Below are 16,982 nucleotides of genomic sequence, written 5' to 3'. Positions count from 1 at the left end.
AAAGAACCGGCAGGCCCAGTTCTTTTAACGATCAGAAATATAGATTATACTTGTTGGCTCAATCAAAATCAGTGCTTGGCCGGGGAGTAAGTGCGAGTGTATATAATAGCGCACTATTCTAACGGTTGTACGCGACGCTATTTGGGTAAAAACAAAAGGTTACGAGATGTAATGGTTTCCAGTGAGCTTATTCCCGATATTTCGCAAATAAAGGGGCTGTTTCAAGCAAATAAGCAAACATACATCCGTTAGAAAAGAAACCTTTGTTTTTTTGGCCGAATAAGCGCGATGACAGCCGTTAGTGAGCCGGATAGATCAAACATTTGAAGCAAACCTGTTGGTCAAACCCTGATTTTCAGATTGAGCCTACTTATTTAGCGGAAATTTTTCTGCAAATAGAGAGGTCAGGATTGGATTATTGTCCGTCTGGCTCTCATATAATAAATAGTGCTGCTGTTTCTTTAAGCATTTTCTTTTAGGCATTCAGCTATTGGATTGCTCCGCCGCCGGACTACATCAGTTTTTTTAGTTGGGAGACCCTGCCCTGGCTGATGCCGAGCATGGAGGCCAGCTGTTTTTGCGAGGATTGAGGATGCTCCTGCATAAGCTCTCTCATTTTGGCCAGAATGTCATCGGTCCGGCGATACGATTTCTTGGGCGGAACGTTATGAGGCGACGGTACTGCAACAGGTCCCGGAATCGGAACAGGCTGTGGTTTTGCTGTCTTCAGTTCAGCCGCGCAGTCATTACAGATGAACTGATCTTTATAGTAGGTATTGGTGTCTAGCGAACCGCAGAACGTGCAATTGGTAGATTTGTACTTGCGGAGCATCAGTGTCTTGTCTTCAATAAAAAATTCGAGCGGATCTCCAATTTCAATCTCCATTGTCATACGCATTTCCTTGGGAAGGACGATCCGTCCCAAGCTGTCCAAAGGCCTGGTCATTCCCGTTCTTTTCATCCATTCAACCTCCTCATTCAACTTATTTTTTTGGAGTATACAGCGATTAAAGCGCATCCACTGATTCTAATTTTACACTAAAAAGGTGATAAAAATATACATAAAATGAACAAAAGTCTAAGCAGCATGATAATGTTTTATGTTACTTGAAATTTCAAAAGAAAGAAAAGGTATAAATAATGTAACATAATGTAATTTTCAGCTTGCTGAATCCACAATTGGAAAAGGTGTTGACAGGAAAATGTGGAATAGGTAGTAGACGCAATTCGGAAACTGGGCTTTTCGGGCATGACCTGATGGCGCGGACAAGGAAGATAGGAGGGTATTCCAAATGGAAAAACGCAAAGCGCTCTTGCTTGGTGATTATACATATCCCGAGTTTCACCCCCTGCAGGGAATCGACAGGGAGGTGACACACATCCTGCAGGATTGGATGACGGTGCAGTGCAGCGAGAATCGCAAACTGCTCTTGAAGGAGAACATCAGCGGCTTCGACCTGTGCATTTCTTATGTGGATAACTGGAAGGATCCGATGTCTCCGCAGCAAACAGCAGGCCTCCTTTCTTATGTCAGTGGAGGGGGAGGGCTGCTCGTGCTGCATAACGGAATATCGATGAGCAGCAACTATGAGATTGCCCAACTGCTTGGAGCGAAATTTACCAGGCATCCTGCGTATGCTCCGCTGGAGTTTCGGACAGCAGCACCGGACCACCCGGTTATGGAGGGCATCGCTTCCTTTGCAATGGATGAGGAGCCTTACCGCTTTGAATTTGATCCTTTTACCCAAAAAACGGTGCTCTTGGAGTATGAGCTGGAAGGGGATGTCCGTCCGGCTGCGTGGGCGCATTCCTACGGCCTTGGAAGGGTCGTGTATTTGATGCCGGGGCATCACCAGGCGACCTTCCGGAATGAGCATTTCGGGCGCCTTATGGTGCAAGCGGCCAAGTGGGCGGCACGTCTGCCGGGATAATCTGCCTGGGGTTCGGGTTCAGGAATTCTCCCGGTTTTGGTTTTATGGAAAATCATCGTTATAATAAGAGTATCCGGACACGGATTCCGGTCTAACAGCAAGGGGAGGAATGATCATGAGCGATTTGTTAAAAAAAGCAATCTCGTTGGGTTGGGGCCTCACCGTTGTCAGTAAGGAAAAAGTGGAGCGAGTCGTGGATGATCTGGTAAAGAGGGGCGAACTGGCGCCTTCGGAATCCAAAGCCTTGGTTGACCGGCTGATTGGACGCGGGGAGGAAGAGCAGGCCCAGTTCAAGACGATGATTCGCGAACAGATAGCCAAGATGCTGAAAGAGCTTGATGTACCGAATGAAAATGATATGGCCAGCCTTGAGCAGCGAATTGCGGTGCTTGAGAAGCAGGTTGCTGAGCTGGAAAAAGAGAAGGCGGCAGCCTCCGGGCAGCATTCATCCGATGAAGGGAATCTTCCCGGATAGATGGCTGTTCATATGAGGCATGCAGGCCGTTACAAGGAAATCGCCATGGCGTTCGCACGTCATGGCTTTGGCTACATACTCGAAGAAATCGGTTTGTCCATGCCGCGCGGATGGCTGTCACGGGAGTCGAACGGCACCAGAACGACCGGAGAGCGGATCAGGCTGGTGCTGGAGGATCTGGGTCCTGCCTTCATCAAGCTTGGGCAGCTGGCAAGCACGCGGGCTGACCTGCTTCCGGATTATATTATCCGGGAACTGGTCAAGCTGCAGGATCAGGTTCCCCCATTCTCGGCGGAGACAGCCCGCGGCATTTTGGAGCAGGAGCTGGGCATGCCGCTGCACAGCATCCTGTCCCGGTTCGAGGATACCCCGCTGGCCGCCGCGTCCATCGGCCAGGTTCATCTGGGCAGGCTGCACAGCGGGGAGGACGTGGCGATCAAAATCCAGCGTCCGGGCGTGGACCGCATCATCCGCCGCGATCTGGAAATTCTGCGCAACCTTGCCGCCATGGCGGCCAAGCGGTGGGAATGGGTCGAACGTTATCAGCTGCGGCAAATGGTGGAGGAGCTTGGCAAATCATTAATCAATGAGCTGGACTACACGCATGAAGCCCGCAACAACGAGCGGATTGCCCTTCAGTTTGCAGGCAGCAGGGACGTCTATATACCGAAAATTTATTGGGAGCATACCGCCTCGCGGATACTTACGATGGAGTTTGTGGAGGGCATTACCCTGAGCCGGCGCGAAGAGCTTGTGCAAAAGGGCTTCGACTTGAAGGATGCCGCCCAGAAGCTTGTCGATGCGATGCTGCAGCAAATATTTATAGAAGGATTCTTCCATGCCGATCCTCATCCGGGCAATCTGCTGATGATGAAGGATGGGAAGGTGGCCTTCCTTGATTTCGGCATGGTCGGTCATTTGAATGAAGACATGAAATCGCCGCTGGCTTCTCTGATTATTGCTTTAATGCGGCATAATACCGACAGTATGATGCGGGCGATTAACAGGTTAGGGCTGATCGATCCGGATATGGATGCGCAAAAGCTGCGCAATGACCTCAACCGTTTGCGTGAGGAGTATGCGGATGTTCCTTTTTCCCAAATCAGCCTCGGACAGGCATTGAACGATCTGTTCAGCACGGCGCAGAAGCACCGGATCGGCCTTCCGTCCGACATTGTCATGCTCGGCAAGGCTCTGCTGACGATGGAAGGAGTGATCGAGAATCTCGATCCGGAGCTGAGCATCATCAAATTGGCCGAGCCCTTTGGGCGCAAGCTGGTCAAGGAACGCTTCAGCACACGCCGTATCCGCGGCAAGCTGCTTGGAGGAGCGGCAGAGCTGGCGGAAACGCTGGTTGAGCTGCCGGCTCAGGTCCGTCATCTCGCTTCTGTCATCAGCAAAGGAAAGCTGAAGCTGGAAGTCACGGTACCCGAGCTGGAGATGCTGCTGCGCAGGCTGGACCAAATCAGCAACCGCTTATCCTTCAGCATCGTGCTGTTGGCGTTCTCAATCATCATGGTGGGTCTGATCATCGGCTCCTCGCTGGCGCACAGGGCAACTTTGCTGTGGGATGTGCCTGCCATTGAAATCGGCTTTGTGGTGGCGCTGCTCATGGTGGCCTTCCTGCTGTACTCCATCTTCAGGTCGGGACGGTTCTAGTTGGTCTGCAGCTCCGAGATCGTTCCGAGACCGCTTCGAAATCTCTCTGAGGCCGCTCCGAAAACGAAACATTCCTGCAATCGCTGCTGACCCTTCGGGTCAAATGCGAACGCTGTACTTTTCCGGAATTGTTTCGTTCTCTCCGTTGCATCGTGCATACTTCCACGTAAACCAACGAAGAAATCGCCACTTCCTGCGATTTCTTGTTTAGCTAAAGGTCGAGACAGGAACACTTCCCTGTTCTTGACCTTTTTAGTGTGTTTTCAGTGGGGTTCACAGCTGAAATTGGGCTTGAAAAGACCAGAAGATGTATCTGAGGAATTCGAATCCCCTCCTTGCAAGTTTGCCCATTTCATGCTTCGAAAGTGAAGTGAAACTCACTTTATGGACTCCACCTAATCATCCGTGCTTGACAGTAAGCCACCCGTCGAACGTGGCAAGGCATGTGGACTCGCTGCCCGGGAGCTTTGCACCATTATCCCATTGGATCAGGTAAAGAAAAACAGAAAACCGGGAACCGAAAATATACTTTAGGCGCGTTAAAGAAAATAACGGATCAAGTGAGGCACGAAAATACCTGTTGTTACGCTATTCAGGACCATCGAATGGGTCTATTATTTTTTGATCGTGCCTTATGAAGAAGCAGATCGGTTCGAGATGAGGCGATTTTAGGAGAAAGCAGAGCGTTTAGGTGATGAGAAGCAGACCGAGAGTCTGAACAAAAGGGATAATCATGCAAAGCTATATGGAGAGGCAACAAGCAACAAGCAACAGGCATCTGGCATCAGGTAACGAACACCAGACACCATACCCTATAGACATCCGTCTCACTATGGATACTAGACTCTGAGCGTTGCGAATCATTCTGCCAATAACCAGCATGAGCGAGAAAAAGTTTAAAATTAAAAGAATTCTATGGATGATAGCGATTACATGCGGACTGGCGGTTTTAGCCATTCTCTATTTTTGAGTTATAATGGTGGACTGAGCAGAACGGGAGGGTGAGCCTGAAAGGGGCAAGCCGATTTTTTTCACCGGGTACAGACGGACGGCCGCAGGACGGAAGCCCTGACATCAAGGGCGCGGGCCGGATCGGCTCCCGGCATCATAAGGGGGGAGTATCGGTTCAAATGAGTTTCAGACAACAATGGCTCGGCAACGTCCGGGCCGATATATTGGCCGGCATCACCGTGGCGCTGGCGCTGATTCCGGAGGCGATCGCTTTTTCCATTATCGCGGGTGTGGACCCGATGGTGGGCTTGTATGCATCCATCACCATTGCGATTGTCATTTCTATCGCGGGTGGGCGTCCGGCCATGATTTCAGCGGCTACCGGCGCCATGGCGGTGCTGATGGTCAGCCTTGTGAAGGATCATGGCATTGAGTATTTGTTTGCGGCGACCATCCTGACAGGGGTCATCCAGTTTGTGCTGGGGATTTTCAAGGTGGGGCGTTTCATTACGTTTATACCGCAGACGGTGATTACCGGCTTTGTTAATGCGTTGGCTATTCTGATCTTTATGGCGCAGCTGGTGCACTTCCGGGGTGCGAATTGGATCATGTATGCAATGGTGGCCGGAACACTTGCTATCATTTACATTTTGCCACGGTTTGTGAAGATCATTCCCGCGCCGCTGGCGGCGATCATTTTCATGACGATTATTACGGTCGCTTTCGGTCTTGATGTGAAGACGGTGGGAGATATGGGGGAGCTGTCCAATACGCTGCCTGTTTTCCATCTGCCTAATATTGAATGGTCGCTGCAGACGCTGCAGATCATTTTCCCTTATTCGTTCACCATGGCTTTGGTTGGCTTGCTGGAGTCGCTGCTGACCGCCACGATCGTTGACGAGATGACGGAGACAAAGAGCAATAAGAACCGTGAAGTGCGCGGCCAGGGCATCGCCAATTTTATCAATGGATTTTTCGGCGGCATGGCTGGCTGTGCGATGATCGGGCAGTCCGTCATTAACGTGAAATCAGGCGGGCGCGGCAGGCTGTCCACCCTTACGGCGGGCGTATTCCTTGCCTTTCTGCTGCTGGTGCTGGGCAATATCGTCAAGCAGGTGCCGATGGCGGCGCTGGTCGGCGTCATGTTCATGGTGTCGATCGGTACGTTTGACTGGAAATCGCTCATCAACTTGCCCAAGGTGCCACGTGCAGAGGCGTTCATTATGGTGATTACCGTGGTGATCGTGGTGGCGACCGACGATTTGTCCAAGGGTGTGCTCGTAGGTGTGCTTCTGAGCGCCCTTCATTTTGGCTGGAAGATGGCGAAGATCAAAATCCATCACATCGAGCAGAACGGAGAGAAGCTGTATCGTGTAGCGGGGCCGATGTTTTTTGCTTCCACTGCGCATTTTGTGGATCATTTTCATCCGGCAGAGGACCCGGATCGGGTCAGCATCGACTTCACCGACTCGCATGTCTGGGATCAGTCGGCCGTGACGGCTATCGCGAAGGTGACGGAGAAGTACAGAAGGGCCGGCAAAGAAGTGAGATTAAAGGGACTGAACGAGGAAAGCCGTATGATTGTGGAGAAAATCGGGCTGTCCTCCGCTTCCGGTCATTAAAATCGCGTCATGCGCAAATCATAGTGCGTAAGCTCTGTGGTTTGCGCTTTTTTTGTGCAGTATACGGACCTGCTGGCGGTCAAGAGTGACTTCGCGTATACTGGGAAAGGCAAAAGCTGGGCGGAAATGCTTGAAGGCCGCCTGCCTGACGCAAGCTAAGGGAATCCGGCCCATAAGGCCTCATGATAGCCGATATAACGATTACAAGAACAGGGAAGTGACATTCATTGAAAAATTTCGCATCGCTCGGGGTAGAGCCCCATTGGGTGGAAGCACTGAAAGCACAGGGCATCGCAGTGCCGACACAGGTACAGCGTGAAGCTGTACCACTGCTGATGAACGGACAGGATGTAATCGCCGAGGCGCACACGGGGACTGGCAAAACCCTCGCTTTTTTGCTCCCGATATTGCATAAGATCGACAGAAACAAAAAATACCCGCAGGCGCTGGTCATTGCGCCTACAAGGGAGCTGGCGCTGCAGATCACCGAGGAGGCCGCCAAGCTGGCGTCTACGACCGAGGGGATCTCACTGCTCGCCGTGTATGGCGGGCAGGACGTGGAGCGGCAGCTGCGCAAGCTGCAGGGCGGAGCGCAGCTTATTATCGGCACGCCTGGGCGGCTCCTGGACCATATGCGCCGGGAGACGCTGCAGTTGGGCGGCGTGCGCATGCTGGTGCTAGATGAAGCCGACCAGATGCTGCACATGGGCTTCCTGAACGAGGTGGAAACCATCATTCAGGCCGTTCCGTCCCGGCGGCAGACGATGCTTTTCTCGGCCACCATGCCTGCGGCCGTGCGCAAGCTGGCCCGGGCTTATATGCAGTCCCCGACAGACGTCAAGGTGGAGTCCGAATCACCGGTCCCGGTGAACCAGATCCGCCAGCTTGTCGTGGAGTGTACGGACCGGACGAGGCAGAAGGCCTTGATTGAGATGATTGACACGCATCGTCCGTATCTGGCGGTGATCTTCTGCAGAACGAAGATCCGTGCCGCGAAGCTGAACGAAGCGCTGCAGACGCTTGGCTACAAGAGCGGTGAACTGCACGGGGACCTGTCTCAGAACAAGCGGGAGCAGGTGATGAAGGCGTTCCGCGATGCGAAGCTGCAGCTGCTGGTGGCCACCGATGTGGCGGCACGCGGTCTGGATGTGGAAGGCGTCACTCACGTGTTCAACTACGATATGCCTCATGACGCCGAAAGCTACATTCACCGCATCGGCCGCACGGGCCGGGCCGGCGGCAAAGGCGTGGCGGTGACGTTCGCCGCGCCCAAGGATATGGACGACCTGCGGCGGGTTCAGAAGGCCGCAGGTCTGACGCTGGCCCGGGCCGAATGGTCGGGCCAGCAGAGCCGTTCCGCCGCGCCGTCGGCGGAGCGCGGCGAGAAAGCCCGGCCCGCACGCACGGCCGGAGCCCCATCCCGCGGCCGCGCGGAAGGCGGACGCCGCGGTGCGGGCAAGGACAAGCCGCGCCAGGGACGCCCGGGCGCGGGCGGCGAGCGCCGCTCCGCACAGTCCGGACGCGGCGGCGGCTCCCAGGGCGGCCGGCGCGGTGGGCGCCGCGGCCGCTAAGCTGTTCAGCCCCGGGCCAAGCTCCCGGGGCTTTTTGTTTTCCATACATTGTCCGTGTATAATTTGGTAATAGTAGCTACACAGCTAGAAAATCTGATTGCCGAGAGGGCTGCCATGGAACCGAGGAATGACTGGAAGGAACGCTTCAAATTCTTTTTCCTGAACAACAGATTTGTACTGTTCCTGCTGATTACGCTGCTAATTGGCTTGAACATCATGGTGTTCACCCGTGTATCTTATATATTCCACCCGCTTGCGGTGCTTGTTAAAACCGTCATTTTGCCGTTCATTTTGACAGGCGTCGTCTTTTATCTGCTGAACCCCATTGTCGATTATTTGGAGCGCAAAAAGGTTAAACGTGTATATTCCATTATTGTGTTATACCTGCTGGTAATCGGCATCATTACGATCATTATCACCTCTGTTGTGCCTGTCATCCGTGAACAGGCGGCGCGGTTTATCAGCAATGTTCCCGCATACACCGCCGAGGTTCAGACGAAGTTCGAGGAGCTGATCGGCAGCGATTTTGTGAATCAATTCCGTGAAACTGTAAATTATGATCCTGCGGAACTGGCGAACAGAGCTTCGGAATGGGTTTCGTCCGTAATGAATAATGCATGGAAAAGCATCGGCTCCATCGTGGGGGCGGTGACAGAAACGGTCGTTTCCATCATCACCGTGCCGTTTATCCTGTTTTATTTGCTTAAGGACGGTCGCAAGCTGCCAAAGTTTATTCTGGGGCTGCTGCCCACGGCGCTGCGCCCGCAGACCAGCCGCATCATGAGCGAAATGAACCATCAGGTCAGCTCCTATATCCGCGGTCAAATTATTGTAAGCATGTGTATCGGTGTGCTGCTGTATATCGGGTACCTGATTATAGGCCTCGATTATTCGCTCACGCTCGCCCTTATTGCTTCATTCACCAGCGTGGTGCCGTACCTGGGGCCGGCCATCGCCATTACGCCGGCGCTCATTGTCGCGCTCGTAACGTCTCCGGTTATGCTTGTCAAAATGATTGTCGTATGGACGGTCGTACAGCTGATCGAAGGCAAATTCATCTCGCCGCAAATTATGGGCAAGTCGCTTAGCGTGCATCCCATTACGATTATTTTTGTCATTTTAACGGCAGGCAATCTGTTCGGCGTTGTAGGGATTGTCCTGGCGGTACCGGGTTATGCGGTATTGAAGGTCATTGTGACGCATTTATTCCAGTGGATCAAATATCGTTCCCGGATGTATGAGCCGGAGGAACAGCAGGCCTGATACGGACGTTATTTGTAAATATTGCGATCGTTTATTGTGAATATTAACGATAGTAACCCGTAACGGACCCGAAAGGGTCCATTTTTTTGTCACATTTCTCAATAAGTTGGGTCTGGGCTATTGACAATTGATAATGATTATCAGTATCTTTATTTATAGAATTTAAATGAAGATTGCATGAATTTCGTTAAGAAAGAGGCTTGCTGCATGGATAGCTCTACAACCGGGAAGGAAGAACAGCTGCGGGAACAGCTCTGGGCGCGTCCGGGAGCGGCAATGGGCATCATCGTGATCGGGCTGGCTGCTCTCCTGTTCATCATGGCTCTCGGAATTGCGGTAGGAGCGGTGAGAATCCCGCTGAGGACTGTGTATCAAGCGCTCTTCTCATTTGACCCTGGCAATACCAATCATCAGATCATTTGGGATTTGCGTTTTCCGCGTGTCCTTGCGGGAGCGTTGGTCGGAGCGGCATTCGCCGCTTCCGGCTCGATTATGCAGGGAATGACGCGCAACCCACTGGCCGATCCGGGCCTGCTGGGCATCAACGCGGGTGCTGCCTTTGCGCTGGCTATCTGCTTCGCGTATTTGCCGCATCTTTCCTTTAATAGCATTATTATTATCTGTTTTGCCGGGGCGGGTCTCGGCGTTGCGCTGGTCTTCGGTCTTGGCCGGTTTTCCAGAGGCGGCCTCACACCCGTCCGGCTTGCGCTGGCAGGCGCGGCCGTTTCCGTCCTGCTTACCAGTTTGAGTCAGGGCATCGCTCTGATGAACAATGTTGCCCAGGATCTGGATTTCTGGATTGCAGGCGGTGTCGCCGGCACCCAATGGAGCCAGCTCGTTCTGACAGCTCCGTGGATCGGCGCTGGCCTGGTTGCCTCGCTCCTGCTGTCGCGATATATATCGATTCTCAGCCTTGGCGAGGACGTGGCTCTTGGCCTTGGGCTGAGGACGGGACTCATCAAGCTTGCCGCCTCGGCAGTGGTGATGGTTCTTGCGGGCGCTTCCGTCGCCATGGTGGGAACGATCGGGTTTATAGGACTGGTGATTCCCCATGTCGCCCGCTTCCTTGTCGGCAAGGATTATCGCTGGATCATCCCCACCTCGGCGGTGCTTGGTTCGCTCCTGATGGTGGGTGCCGACATCGCGGCAAGACTGGTCAAGCCGCCTGAGGAAACGCCGACCGCGGCCATGATCGCCCTGATCGGGGTTCCTTACTTCCTGTACCTCATCCGGAAAGAGGTGAGGGACTGATGAAAGGACAGACAATCTGGAGCTCCGGAAGAAGCGCCAGAGCTTTGACCGTCGCGGCGGTTTTGCTTGGGCTAATCGTTATTGTGTTGATCATCAGCATCAACTCGGGTCACACCTCACTTAGTCCGATGCAGGTGCTGAGGACCTTTATGGGCATGGGCAGCAGAACGGAATCGCTCGTTTTGTTCGAATTCCGGCTGCCACGTATCGTCATTTCCCTGCTCGTAGGGGCAGGGCTTGCCATAGCGGGCGCGGTGCTGCAGGGAGTGTCCCGCAATCCGCTGGCCGACCCGGGCATTCTCGGGATCAACTCCGGTGCCGGGCTGGCAGTTGTGCTGTACGTATCGCTGAACCCGCTGCGGACGGGGGCTTCACCGTTTACTTTGCCCGTTCTTGCCATCATCGGCTCGTTTGCAGCAGCGGCGGCCATCTACATGCTGGCCTACCGCAAACATAAAGGCTTGTCCACTTCACGCCTGCTGCTCGCCGGAATTGCCATGGCGGCGGGGATTCAGTCCTTGATGCTGGTGCTGGTCATCCGGCTGGATGAGCAGAACTATACTTTCGTGGCCAATTGGCTGGCGGGCAGCATTTGGGGAACAACCTGGGATTTCGTATTGGCGCTGCTGCCTTGGATTATTATTCTTGTACCCTTTATTTTCGCCAAAGCCCGGCAGATGGATGTGATGATGCTGGGAGATCAAACCGCAGCAGGCCTCGGCAGCCTGCTGAACCGGGAACGGCTGCTGCTCATTGCAGCTGCTGTAGCCCTCAGTGGAGCCTGTGTCTCCATCAGCGGAGGCATAAGCTTCCTGGGCCTGATCGGTCCTCATTTGGCCCGCAGGCTTGTCGGACCGCGGCACATGCATTTCGTGCCTGTATCGGCGCTGGTCGGTGCATTGATCATGCTGGCCGGAGACAGCATTGCCCGCACGATTATTCAGCCGTCCGGTATTCCGACCGGGATCGTCGTTGCCGTTATCGGCGCTCCGTACTTTTTATATTTGCTCGCCAGATCAAGGGGTTGACCATACCCCACACAAGCTGCCTTTAGAATAAAGAAAGGGATGATCACATGTTTCGTTTAAATACAGTCGGTTTGAATATCGCTTATGAGGATCGTTTGATTGTCGAGGATCTGAACATTGAAATACCGCAGGGTCAAATTACGGCACTGGTTGGAGCGAACGGCTCCGGCAAGTCGACAATTTTGAAAACGATGGCCCGCATCATGCAGCCGAAGGGCGGAAGTGTGCTGCTGGACGGCAAATCCATTCATAAGCAATCCACACGTGAAGTGGCGAAGCAGCTTGCGATTCTGCCGCAGAATCCGACTGCTCCGGAAGGGCTGACTGTAACGGAACTTGTATCCTATGGACGTTTTCCCTATCAAAAGGGCTTTGGCTCGCTAAAGGCAGAGGACCGGAAAATGGTCGAATGGGCGATCGGGGTAACGGGCATGCAGGATTTCCATGACCGTCCAATTGATCAACTCTCGGGCGGGCAGCGCCAGCGTGCCTGGATTGCCATGGCACTGGCCCAGGATACGGATATCCTGTTCCTTGATGAGCCGACTACGTTTCTTGATATGGCCCATCAGCTTGAGGTTCTGCAGCTTCTTGAGCAGTTAAATGCCAACGCTGCCCGCACCATTGTGATGGTGGTCCATGATTTGAATCATGCGGCCCGTTATGCACATCATATGATTGCCATTAAAAAAGGCAAGGCTCAAGCTGTCGGCTCACCGGTTGAGGTAATGAAGCCGGAAATGCTGCGCGATGTATTCGGAATTGAAGCGGATATTGTGACTGATCCGCGTACGGGGGTTCCGCTTTGCCTGCCTTACGCGCTGGCTGGACACAACGCCTTGTCCAACGTTACAGCCGCTCCCGGCGCAGATGCTATGTTCGTCCCTGACAGAGCAGAGAAGCTTGTGAGCGCTGCTGCAAGGTAGTCCGTTGTAAAACATCAGGATTGGGGTTCGGATGAAACGGCAACCAGATCGAGCATAATATTTTTTCAGTCAGCTGGCGGTAACGCCAGCTTTTTGCGTACGATCGTCATGGATTTGGATTTTCTTTTGCATTTGGTTATGATATAGAAGCAGATTGATTTTATTTTATATTAATATCAGGCAGTTTTATAAAGGAGGAGAAGCCGCCATGTCCATTTATTCATTCCAGGCGATCACGCCAGCCAATCAGGTATTGTCTCTGGAGACTTATACAGGCAAGGTGATCGTGATTGCCAACACGGCAAGCAAGTGTGGTCTGACACCCCAATACGGGGAGCTGCAAAAGCTTTATGACGAATACAAAGACCGGGGACTGGTTGTGCTGGCCTTCCCATGCAATCAGTTTGGCGCTCAAGAGCCGGGTACGAGCGAAGAGGCGGAGGAGTTTTGCAAGGTCAACTATGGTGTTAACTTTCCCGTTTTTGCCAAGATTGAAGTCAATGGGCCTGACACCCATCCGTTATTCCAATATCTTAAAGACAAGCTGCCTGGCGAGCAGGAGAACGGGGAGATTGCCTGGAATTTCACGAAATTCCTGGTGAACCGCGAGGGAACGCCTATCGCCCGTTTTGAGCCGAAGGAGTCTCCGGATTCGATGAGATCGGCTATTGAGGGATTGCTCTAATAAGCTTTGCAATGACAGATTAGTCCTGCCGTATAATCTCCCGGTTGTGTTGAACCGGGAGATTTTTGCATGTGTTCAGCAATAGTAGGATTTTTTAAGCTGAAGCAGTGATTTCTCCGATAGATCCTGGATGGCTATTCCAGTAGCCAGAGAAGTGTTTGTACTCTACTATTTGAAATCGAAGCATTTTGGACACAACTGAGGAACTATTTTTTTGTATTTTTTTCTCAGTATTAGAAACTTTGTGGTAACTTGTGCGTTATATTAGTAGATGGATTATTTTCCATCCAAATTTTTTGATAGAGCGGAGGTGAATAGGAAAATTCGCATAACAAGGATTTCAGAGGGACGATAAGCACATGATGAAAGTATTTACATAGGTTCCCTCTTGCTGGACGTCTGTTTTAAAGTTTGGCGTACCCAAAATAAAAGGAGGAATACCAGTTGAAGAAGAGAAAGATGTTATCTGTAGGTTCTCTGGCACTTGTTGGCTCGCTTCTATTTAGTGGTGTGGCGCTCGCTGACTTCAGTGATTGGCCGACTTTAAGGCAAGGTTCATCTGGAGGTTATGTTACAGGGTTGCAAGCCAACTTATATTCTTATGGCCAGCAAAGTGCAGTAGGTACGATTGATGGAAGCTTTGGGTCTGGGACCCGGACTGGATTGATTAACATGCAAAGGGCAACTGGTCTGAGTGCTGACGGTGTCGCGGGTTCATCTACATGGTCTGAAATGGACGATGCCTCGATATTTGATACTCCCTACACTTGGACGCTGCACACTCCTTATAGTACAACTTATATGACCTCATATCGGGAATCCGGTGGCAGATTAGCTTATGCTCTACAGTACAAGAGTGATGCTTCTACAGTAAAAAGTGGATACATTTACTAAAGGAGGAATAATCGAGGATGAAGAAAAAAATTGCCGTTGCAGGTTTGACAGGTGCCCTTCTGCTAACGGGTGGTGGTTTAATGTATCAAACTTATGCTGCCGAAGCTGACAGCACGACTACGATAGATACCCCGTCAGATACAGTTGGGAATGTGTCGGAAGATGAGGCAACTTCTATAAGTGTGCAGCCGGAAGAAAGAATAGAGCCCGATCCGAACGCCCAGCAATTTGGTGTTGACCTCTCGGAAGTTCCAGAGGGAGAACTACGTATTCCAGAAGATATTAAGGAGCCAAGTGCTGCAGTATCAATCAATTCCGAGCAAAGCAGCGTAGTTCCTGACTTAAAACAAACGAATCTGTTTGCTCAAGACTTTGGTGATGGGCTACAATTTAAAGCAACCTATCAATCTCAAAACGGTACTGAGTTTCTGGTATCCCAAAACCCACTCTTAACTGATGAAGATGGAACCATTCAAGCCATCAAAGAGTTTTACAATGAACCAGTTGGAGAAACTGAAATCAGCGGCCATCAGGCAGCTTATGTCGATGGGAAAGAGAGAAAAGTGGTGCATTTCTTCGTAAAAAACCACGGTTTCTCAGTATCTACTTTTAATGGCAGTCTTGATGACGCATTAAATGTGGCGAAGCAAATCTTAGAACAAATTGCAGAATAGGAGTATTACATCGCAGGCAGCCTTCATGGGCTGCCTTTTTTCGCGGGAAGTTACGTGAAACAGGAGCAACAGGCATGTTCAGAAGGATCGTGGGAAAGCTAATAAAAAAGAGGGCGACCCTTACGCCAACTGTGAATAAAATGTGAATCCCCGCAAAAATATGTTGCATTGTGAAATAGATCACATTATAATAAAGCCATGAAGTGAAATAAATCACATAAGCAGCTGTTATAAAGTGAAACTATTCACAAGATAAGCTTTGATTCTATATCTTTTTTTCAGTTTCTTTTCCAGCAAGCCGGTTTCAGACACTTTAATTACACCTGAGGAGGCTACACAAATGAAAATTGCAGTGATCGGATGCACGCACGCGGGGACAGCAGCCATCGTCAATACGGCCAAATTATATCCTGACGCACAAATTACCGTTTATGAGCGCAATGATAATATTTCGTTTCTATCCTGTGGGATTGCATTGTATGTCGGAGGAGTGGTGAAGGACCCTGAAGGCTTGTTTTATTCGTCTCCTCAGCAGCTTGCCGATCTGGGCGTAGTCACCAAAATGCTTCATGAAGTAACCTCGGTGGATACGAAAACCAAGTCGCTGCGCGTACGCAATCTTGAAACCCAGGAGGAATTTACAGATACGTATGACAAGCTGATCATGACGACCGGCTCGTGGCCGATCATTCCGAAGCTGGAAGGCATTGAGCTTGACAATATTTTGCTTTCAAAGAACTATAACCATTCCAACACCATTATTGAAAAAGCGAAAAACGCCAAGCGGATTACCGTTGTAGGCGCTGGATACATTGGCATCGAGCTTGTGGAAGCTTTCCAGATGAATGGCAAGGAAGTTACATTGATCGACAGCATGGACCGCATTTTGAACAAATATCTGGATGCCGGGTTTACGGACAGAATAGAGAAATCGTTGAAGCAGCAAGGTATTCAGCTTGCCCTGGGTCAAACGGTGAATCGATTTGAAGGCCGGGACGGAAAGGTTGCGAAAGTCATCACCTCCAAAGGGGAGTATGAGACCGATCTGGTCATTCTCTGCATCGGCTTCCGTCCGAATACCGATTTGCTGAAAGGTCAGGTCGATATGCTGCCGAACGGTGCCATCATCGTTAACGATTATATGCAGACCAGCCATCCTGATATCTATGCCGCCGGGGACAGCTGTGCGATTCACTATAATCCTACGGGTAAAAATGCATACATCCCGCTGGCCACAAATGCGGTCCGGATGGGCACGCTGATCGCCCGCAACCTTATGCAGCCGACCATCCCGTATATGGGGACCCAGGGCACTTCGGGCATCAAAATATATGAACAAAATATTGCAGGAACAGGCTTGACCGAAACAGCGGCAAAAGACGAAGGGATGCAGGTGGAGGCGGTTACGATCGAGGACAGCTACCGTCCGGAATTTATGCCTACAGCGGAAAAAGTGCTGCTGAAGGTTGTATATGAACGGGATTCGCGCCGGATCGTCGGTGCGCAGCTGATGTCGAAAGCGGAGCTTACACAATCGATCAATACCCTGTCGGTCTGCATTCAGAACCGGATGACCGTCGATCAGCTCGCCTTTATCGACTTCTTCTTCCAGCCGCATTACAACAAGCCATGGAACTTCCTGAATACAGCCGGGCTGCAGGCTCTTCCGCCGGTGAAAAACAAGGAAGCTGTAACTCTGTAATAATCCGCTAAAAAACTGTGATATTGTTCACTTAATTGCCATGAAATCCGGCTCTGCCTGCTCTCTGAATATTGTAAAATGAAGTATATCAAATCATTAGATCATGAGTCATGGATAAGGGGGAGGAACCGTCTTGTTTTGGATTGCATTTATGATTGCGCTCGGAGCAATCGGTTTTGTAGCTATCAGCTGGTTTATGAAGCAGCTCGAGAAAGAAGAATATAATTAATTACGATGTGTTATACAGGCGGCTTCCAGGAGGAGGCTGCTTTTTTGCATATATGCCATTCTTTTAGTATGTGATAAATTTCACTACTTTCATCTCCGGGACCTTCTAAACTGAAAGAAAC

General features: G+C 51.3%; 13 protein-coding genes and 1 pseudogene. 13 read left to right on the top strand and 1 reads right to left on the bottom strand.

Features of this window, described 5'->3' with window-relative positions; all coding sequences use genetic code 11:
- Positions 1–511: 511 nt before the first annotated feature.
- A complete protein-coding gene (locus ACE5KN_RS07965; RefSeq protein ID WP_375525828.1) occupies positions 512–961 on the bottom strand; it encodes an AbrB/MazE/SpoVT family DNA-binding domain-containing protein in 450 nt (149 codons plus the stop codon).
- 331 nt (positions 962–1,292) lie between these two features.
- On the opposite strand from ACE5KN_RS07965, the gene ACE5KN_RS07960 reads away from it, so the two are divergent.
- The 13 genes and pseudogenes from ACE5KN_RS07960 (at position 1,293) to ACE5KN_RS07900 (ending at position 16,632) form a co-directional block, all read left to right on the top strand.
- The gene (locus ACE5KN_RS07960; RefSeq protein WP_375525829.1) at positions 1,293–1,931 is read left to right on the top strand and encodes a ThuA domain-containing protein; all 639 of its coding nucleotides are present in this window, start codon (positions 1,293–1,295) and stop codon (positions 1,929–1,931) included.
- Between the two features lie 115 nt (positions 1,932–2,046).
- The gene (locus tag ACE5KN_RS07955; RefSeq protein ID WP_375525830.1) at positions 2,047–2,406 is read left to right on the top strand and encodes a phasin family protein; all 360 of its coding nucleotides are present in this window, start codon (positions 2,047–2,049) and stop codon (positions 2,404–2,406) included.
- A complete protein-coding gene (locus ACE5KN_RS07950) occupies positions 2,407–4,065 on the top strand; it encodes an ABC1 kinase family protein (RefSeq protein WP_375525831.1) in 1,659 nt (552 codons plus the stop codon).
- Positions 4,066–5,195: 1,130 nt separating this feature from the next.
- Complete coding sequence (locus ACE5KN_RS07945) at positions 5,196–6,638, top strand: SulP family inorganic anion transporter (RefSeq protein ID WP_375525846.1); 1,443 nt, start codon at positions 5,196–5,198, stop codon at positions 6,636–6,638.
- 227 nt (positions 6,639–6,865) lie between these two features.
- Positions 6,866–8,206, top strand: a pseudogene (locus ACE5KN_RS07940) (DEAD/DEAH box helicase); the annotation flags it as partial.
- Between the two features lie 117 nt (positions 8,207–8,323).
- Positions 8,324–9,472 carry an AI-2E family transporter gene (locus tag ACE5KN_RS07935; protein ID WP_375525832.1) on the top strand — a complete coding sequence of 383 codons (1,149 nt, stop codon included), beginning with the start codon at positions 8,324–8,326 and terminating at the stop codon, positions 9,470–9,472.
- A 207-nt stretch (positions 9,473–9,679) separates the two neighbouring features.
- Entirely contained in the window at positions 9,680–10,723 is a 1,044-nt protein-coding gene (locus ACE5KN_RS07930) for a FecCD family ABC transporter permease (RefSeq protein WP_375525833.1), read from the top strand.
- Positions 10,723–11,751 carry a FecCD family ABC transporter permease gene (locus ACE5KN_RS07925; protein ID WP_375525834.1) on the top strand — a complete coding sequence of 343 codons (1,029 nt, stop codon included), beginning with the start codon at positions 10,723–10,725 and terminating at the stop codon, positions 11,749–11,751. The genes ACE5KN_RS07930 and ACE5KN_RS07925 overlap by 1 nt, the downstream gene beginning before the upstream one ends.
- A gap of 47 nt (positions 11,752–11,798) precedes the next feature.
- Positions 11,799–12,677: an ABC transporter ATP-binding protein gene (locus ACE5KN_RS07920; protein ID WP_375525835.1), complete on the top strand. Its 879-nt coding sequence runs from the start codon at positions 11,799–11,801 to the stop codon at positions 12,675–12,677.
- A gap of 208 nt (positions 12,678–12,885) precedes the next feature.
- Positions 12,886–13,362 (top strand): glutathione peroxidase, encoded by a 477-nt coding sequence (locus ACE5KN_RS07915; RefSeq protein WP_375525836.1) that lies wholly within the window; start codon positions 12,886–12,888, stop codon positions 13,360–13,362.
- Between the two features lie 444 nt (positions 13,363–13,806).
- The gene (locus ACE5KN_RS07910; protein WP_375525837.1) at positions 13,807–14,256 is read left to right on the top strand and encodes a peptidoglycan-binding domain-containing protein; all 450 of its coding nucleotides are present in this window, start codon (positions 13,807–13,809) and stop codon (positions 14,254–14,256) included.
- Positions 14,257–14,273: 17 nt separating this feature from the next.
- Positions 14,274–14,930, top strand: coding sequence for a hypothetical protein (locus ACE5KN_RS07905; protein ID WP_375525838.1), 657 nt, complete (start codon positions 14,274–14,276; stop codon positions 14,928–14,930).
- A 340-nt stretch (positions 14,931–15,270) separates the two neighbouring features.
- On the top strand, positions 15,271–16,632 hold the full coding sequence (locus ACE5KN_RS07900; RefSeq protein WP_375525839.1) for an FAD-dependent oxidoreductase: 1,362 nt from the start codon (positions 15,271–15,273) through the stop codon (positions 16,630–16,632).
- Positions 16,633–16,982 lie beyond the last annotated feature (350 nt).

Source organism: Paenibacillus terreus (assembly GCF_042138595.1).
GTDB lineage: Bacteria > Bacillota > Bacilli > Paenibacillales > Paenibacillaceae > Paenibacillus > Paenibacillus terreus.
The sequence above is the reverse complement of the archived record's forward strand: the minus strand, read 5'-3'. Positions and strand labels throughout refer to the sequence as shown.

Coding starts and splice junctions, on each gene's coding strand:
- ACE5KN_RS07945 (WP_375525846.1), top strand. CDS start 5,196: ATGAGTTTCAGACAACAATGGCTCGGCAACGTCCGGGCCGATATATTG.
- ACE5KN_RS07905 (WP_375525838.1), top strand. CDS start 14,274: ATGAAGAAAAAAATTGCCGTTGCAGGTTTGACAGGTGCCCTTCTGCTA.
- ACE5KN_RS07950 (WP_375525831.1), top strand. CDS start 2,407: ATGGCTGTTCATATGAGGCATGCAGGCCGTTACAAGGAAATCGCCATG.
- ACE5KN_RS07960 (WP_375525829.1), top strand. CDS start 1,293: ATGGAAAAACGCAAAGCGCTCTTGCTTGGTGATTATACATATCCCGAG.
- ACE5KN_RS07965 (WP_375525828.1), bottom strand. CDS start 961: ATGAAAAGAACGGGAATGACCAGGCCTTTGGACAGCTTGGGACGGATC.
- ACE5KN_RS07930 (WP_375525833.1), top strand. CDS start 9,680: ATGGATAGCTCTACAACCGGGAAGGAAGAACAGCTGCGGGAACAGCTC.
- ACE5KN_RS07955 (WP_375525830.1), top strand. CDS start 2,047: ATGAGCGATTTGTTAAAAAAAGCAATCTCGTTGGGTTGGGGCCTCACC.
- ACE5KN_RS07900 (WP_375525839.1), top strand. CDS start 15,271: ATGAAAATTGCAGTGATCGGATGCACGCACGCGGGGACAGCAGCCATC.
- ACE5KN_RS07925 (WP_375525834.1), top strand. CDS start 10,723: ATGAAAGGACAGACAATCTGGAGCTCCGGAAGAAGCGCCAGAGCTTTG.
- ACE5KN_RS07935 (WP_375525832.1), top strand. CDS start 8,324: ATGGAACCGAGGAATGACTGGAAGGAACGCTTCAAATTCTTTTTCCTG.
- ACE5KN_RS07920 (WP_375525835.1), top strand. CDS start 11,799: ATGTTTCGTTTAAATACAGTCGGTTTGAATATCGCTTATGAGGATCGT.
- ACE5KN_RS07915 (WP_375525836.1), top strand. CDS start 12,886: ATGTCCATTTATTCATTCCAGGCGATCACGCCAGCCAATCAGGTATTG.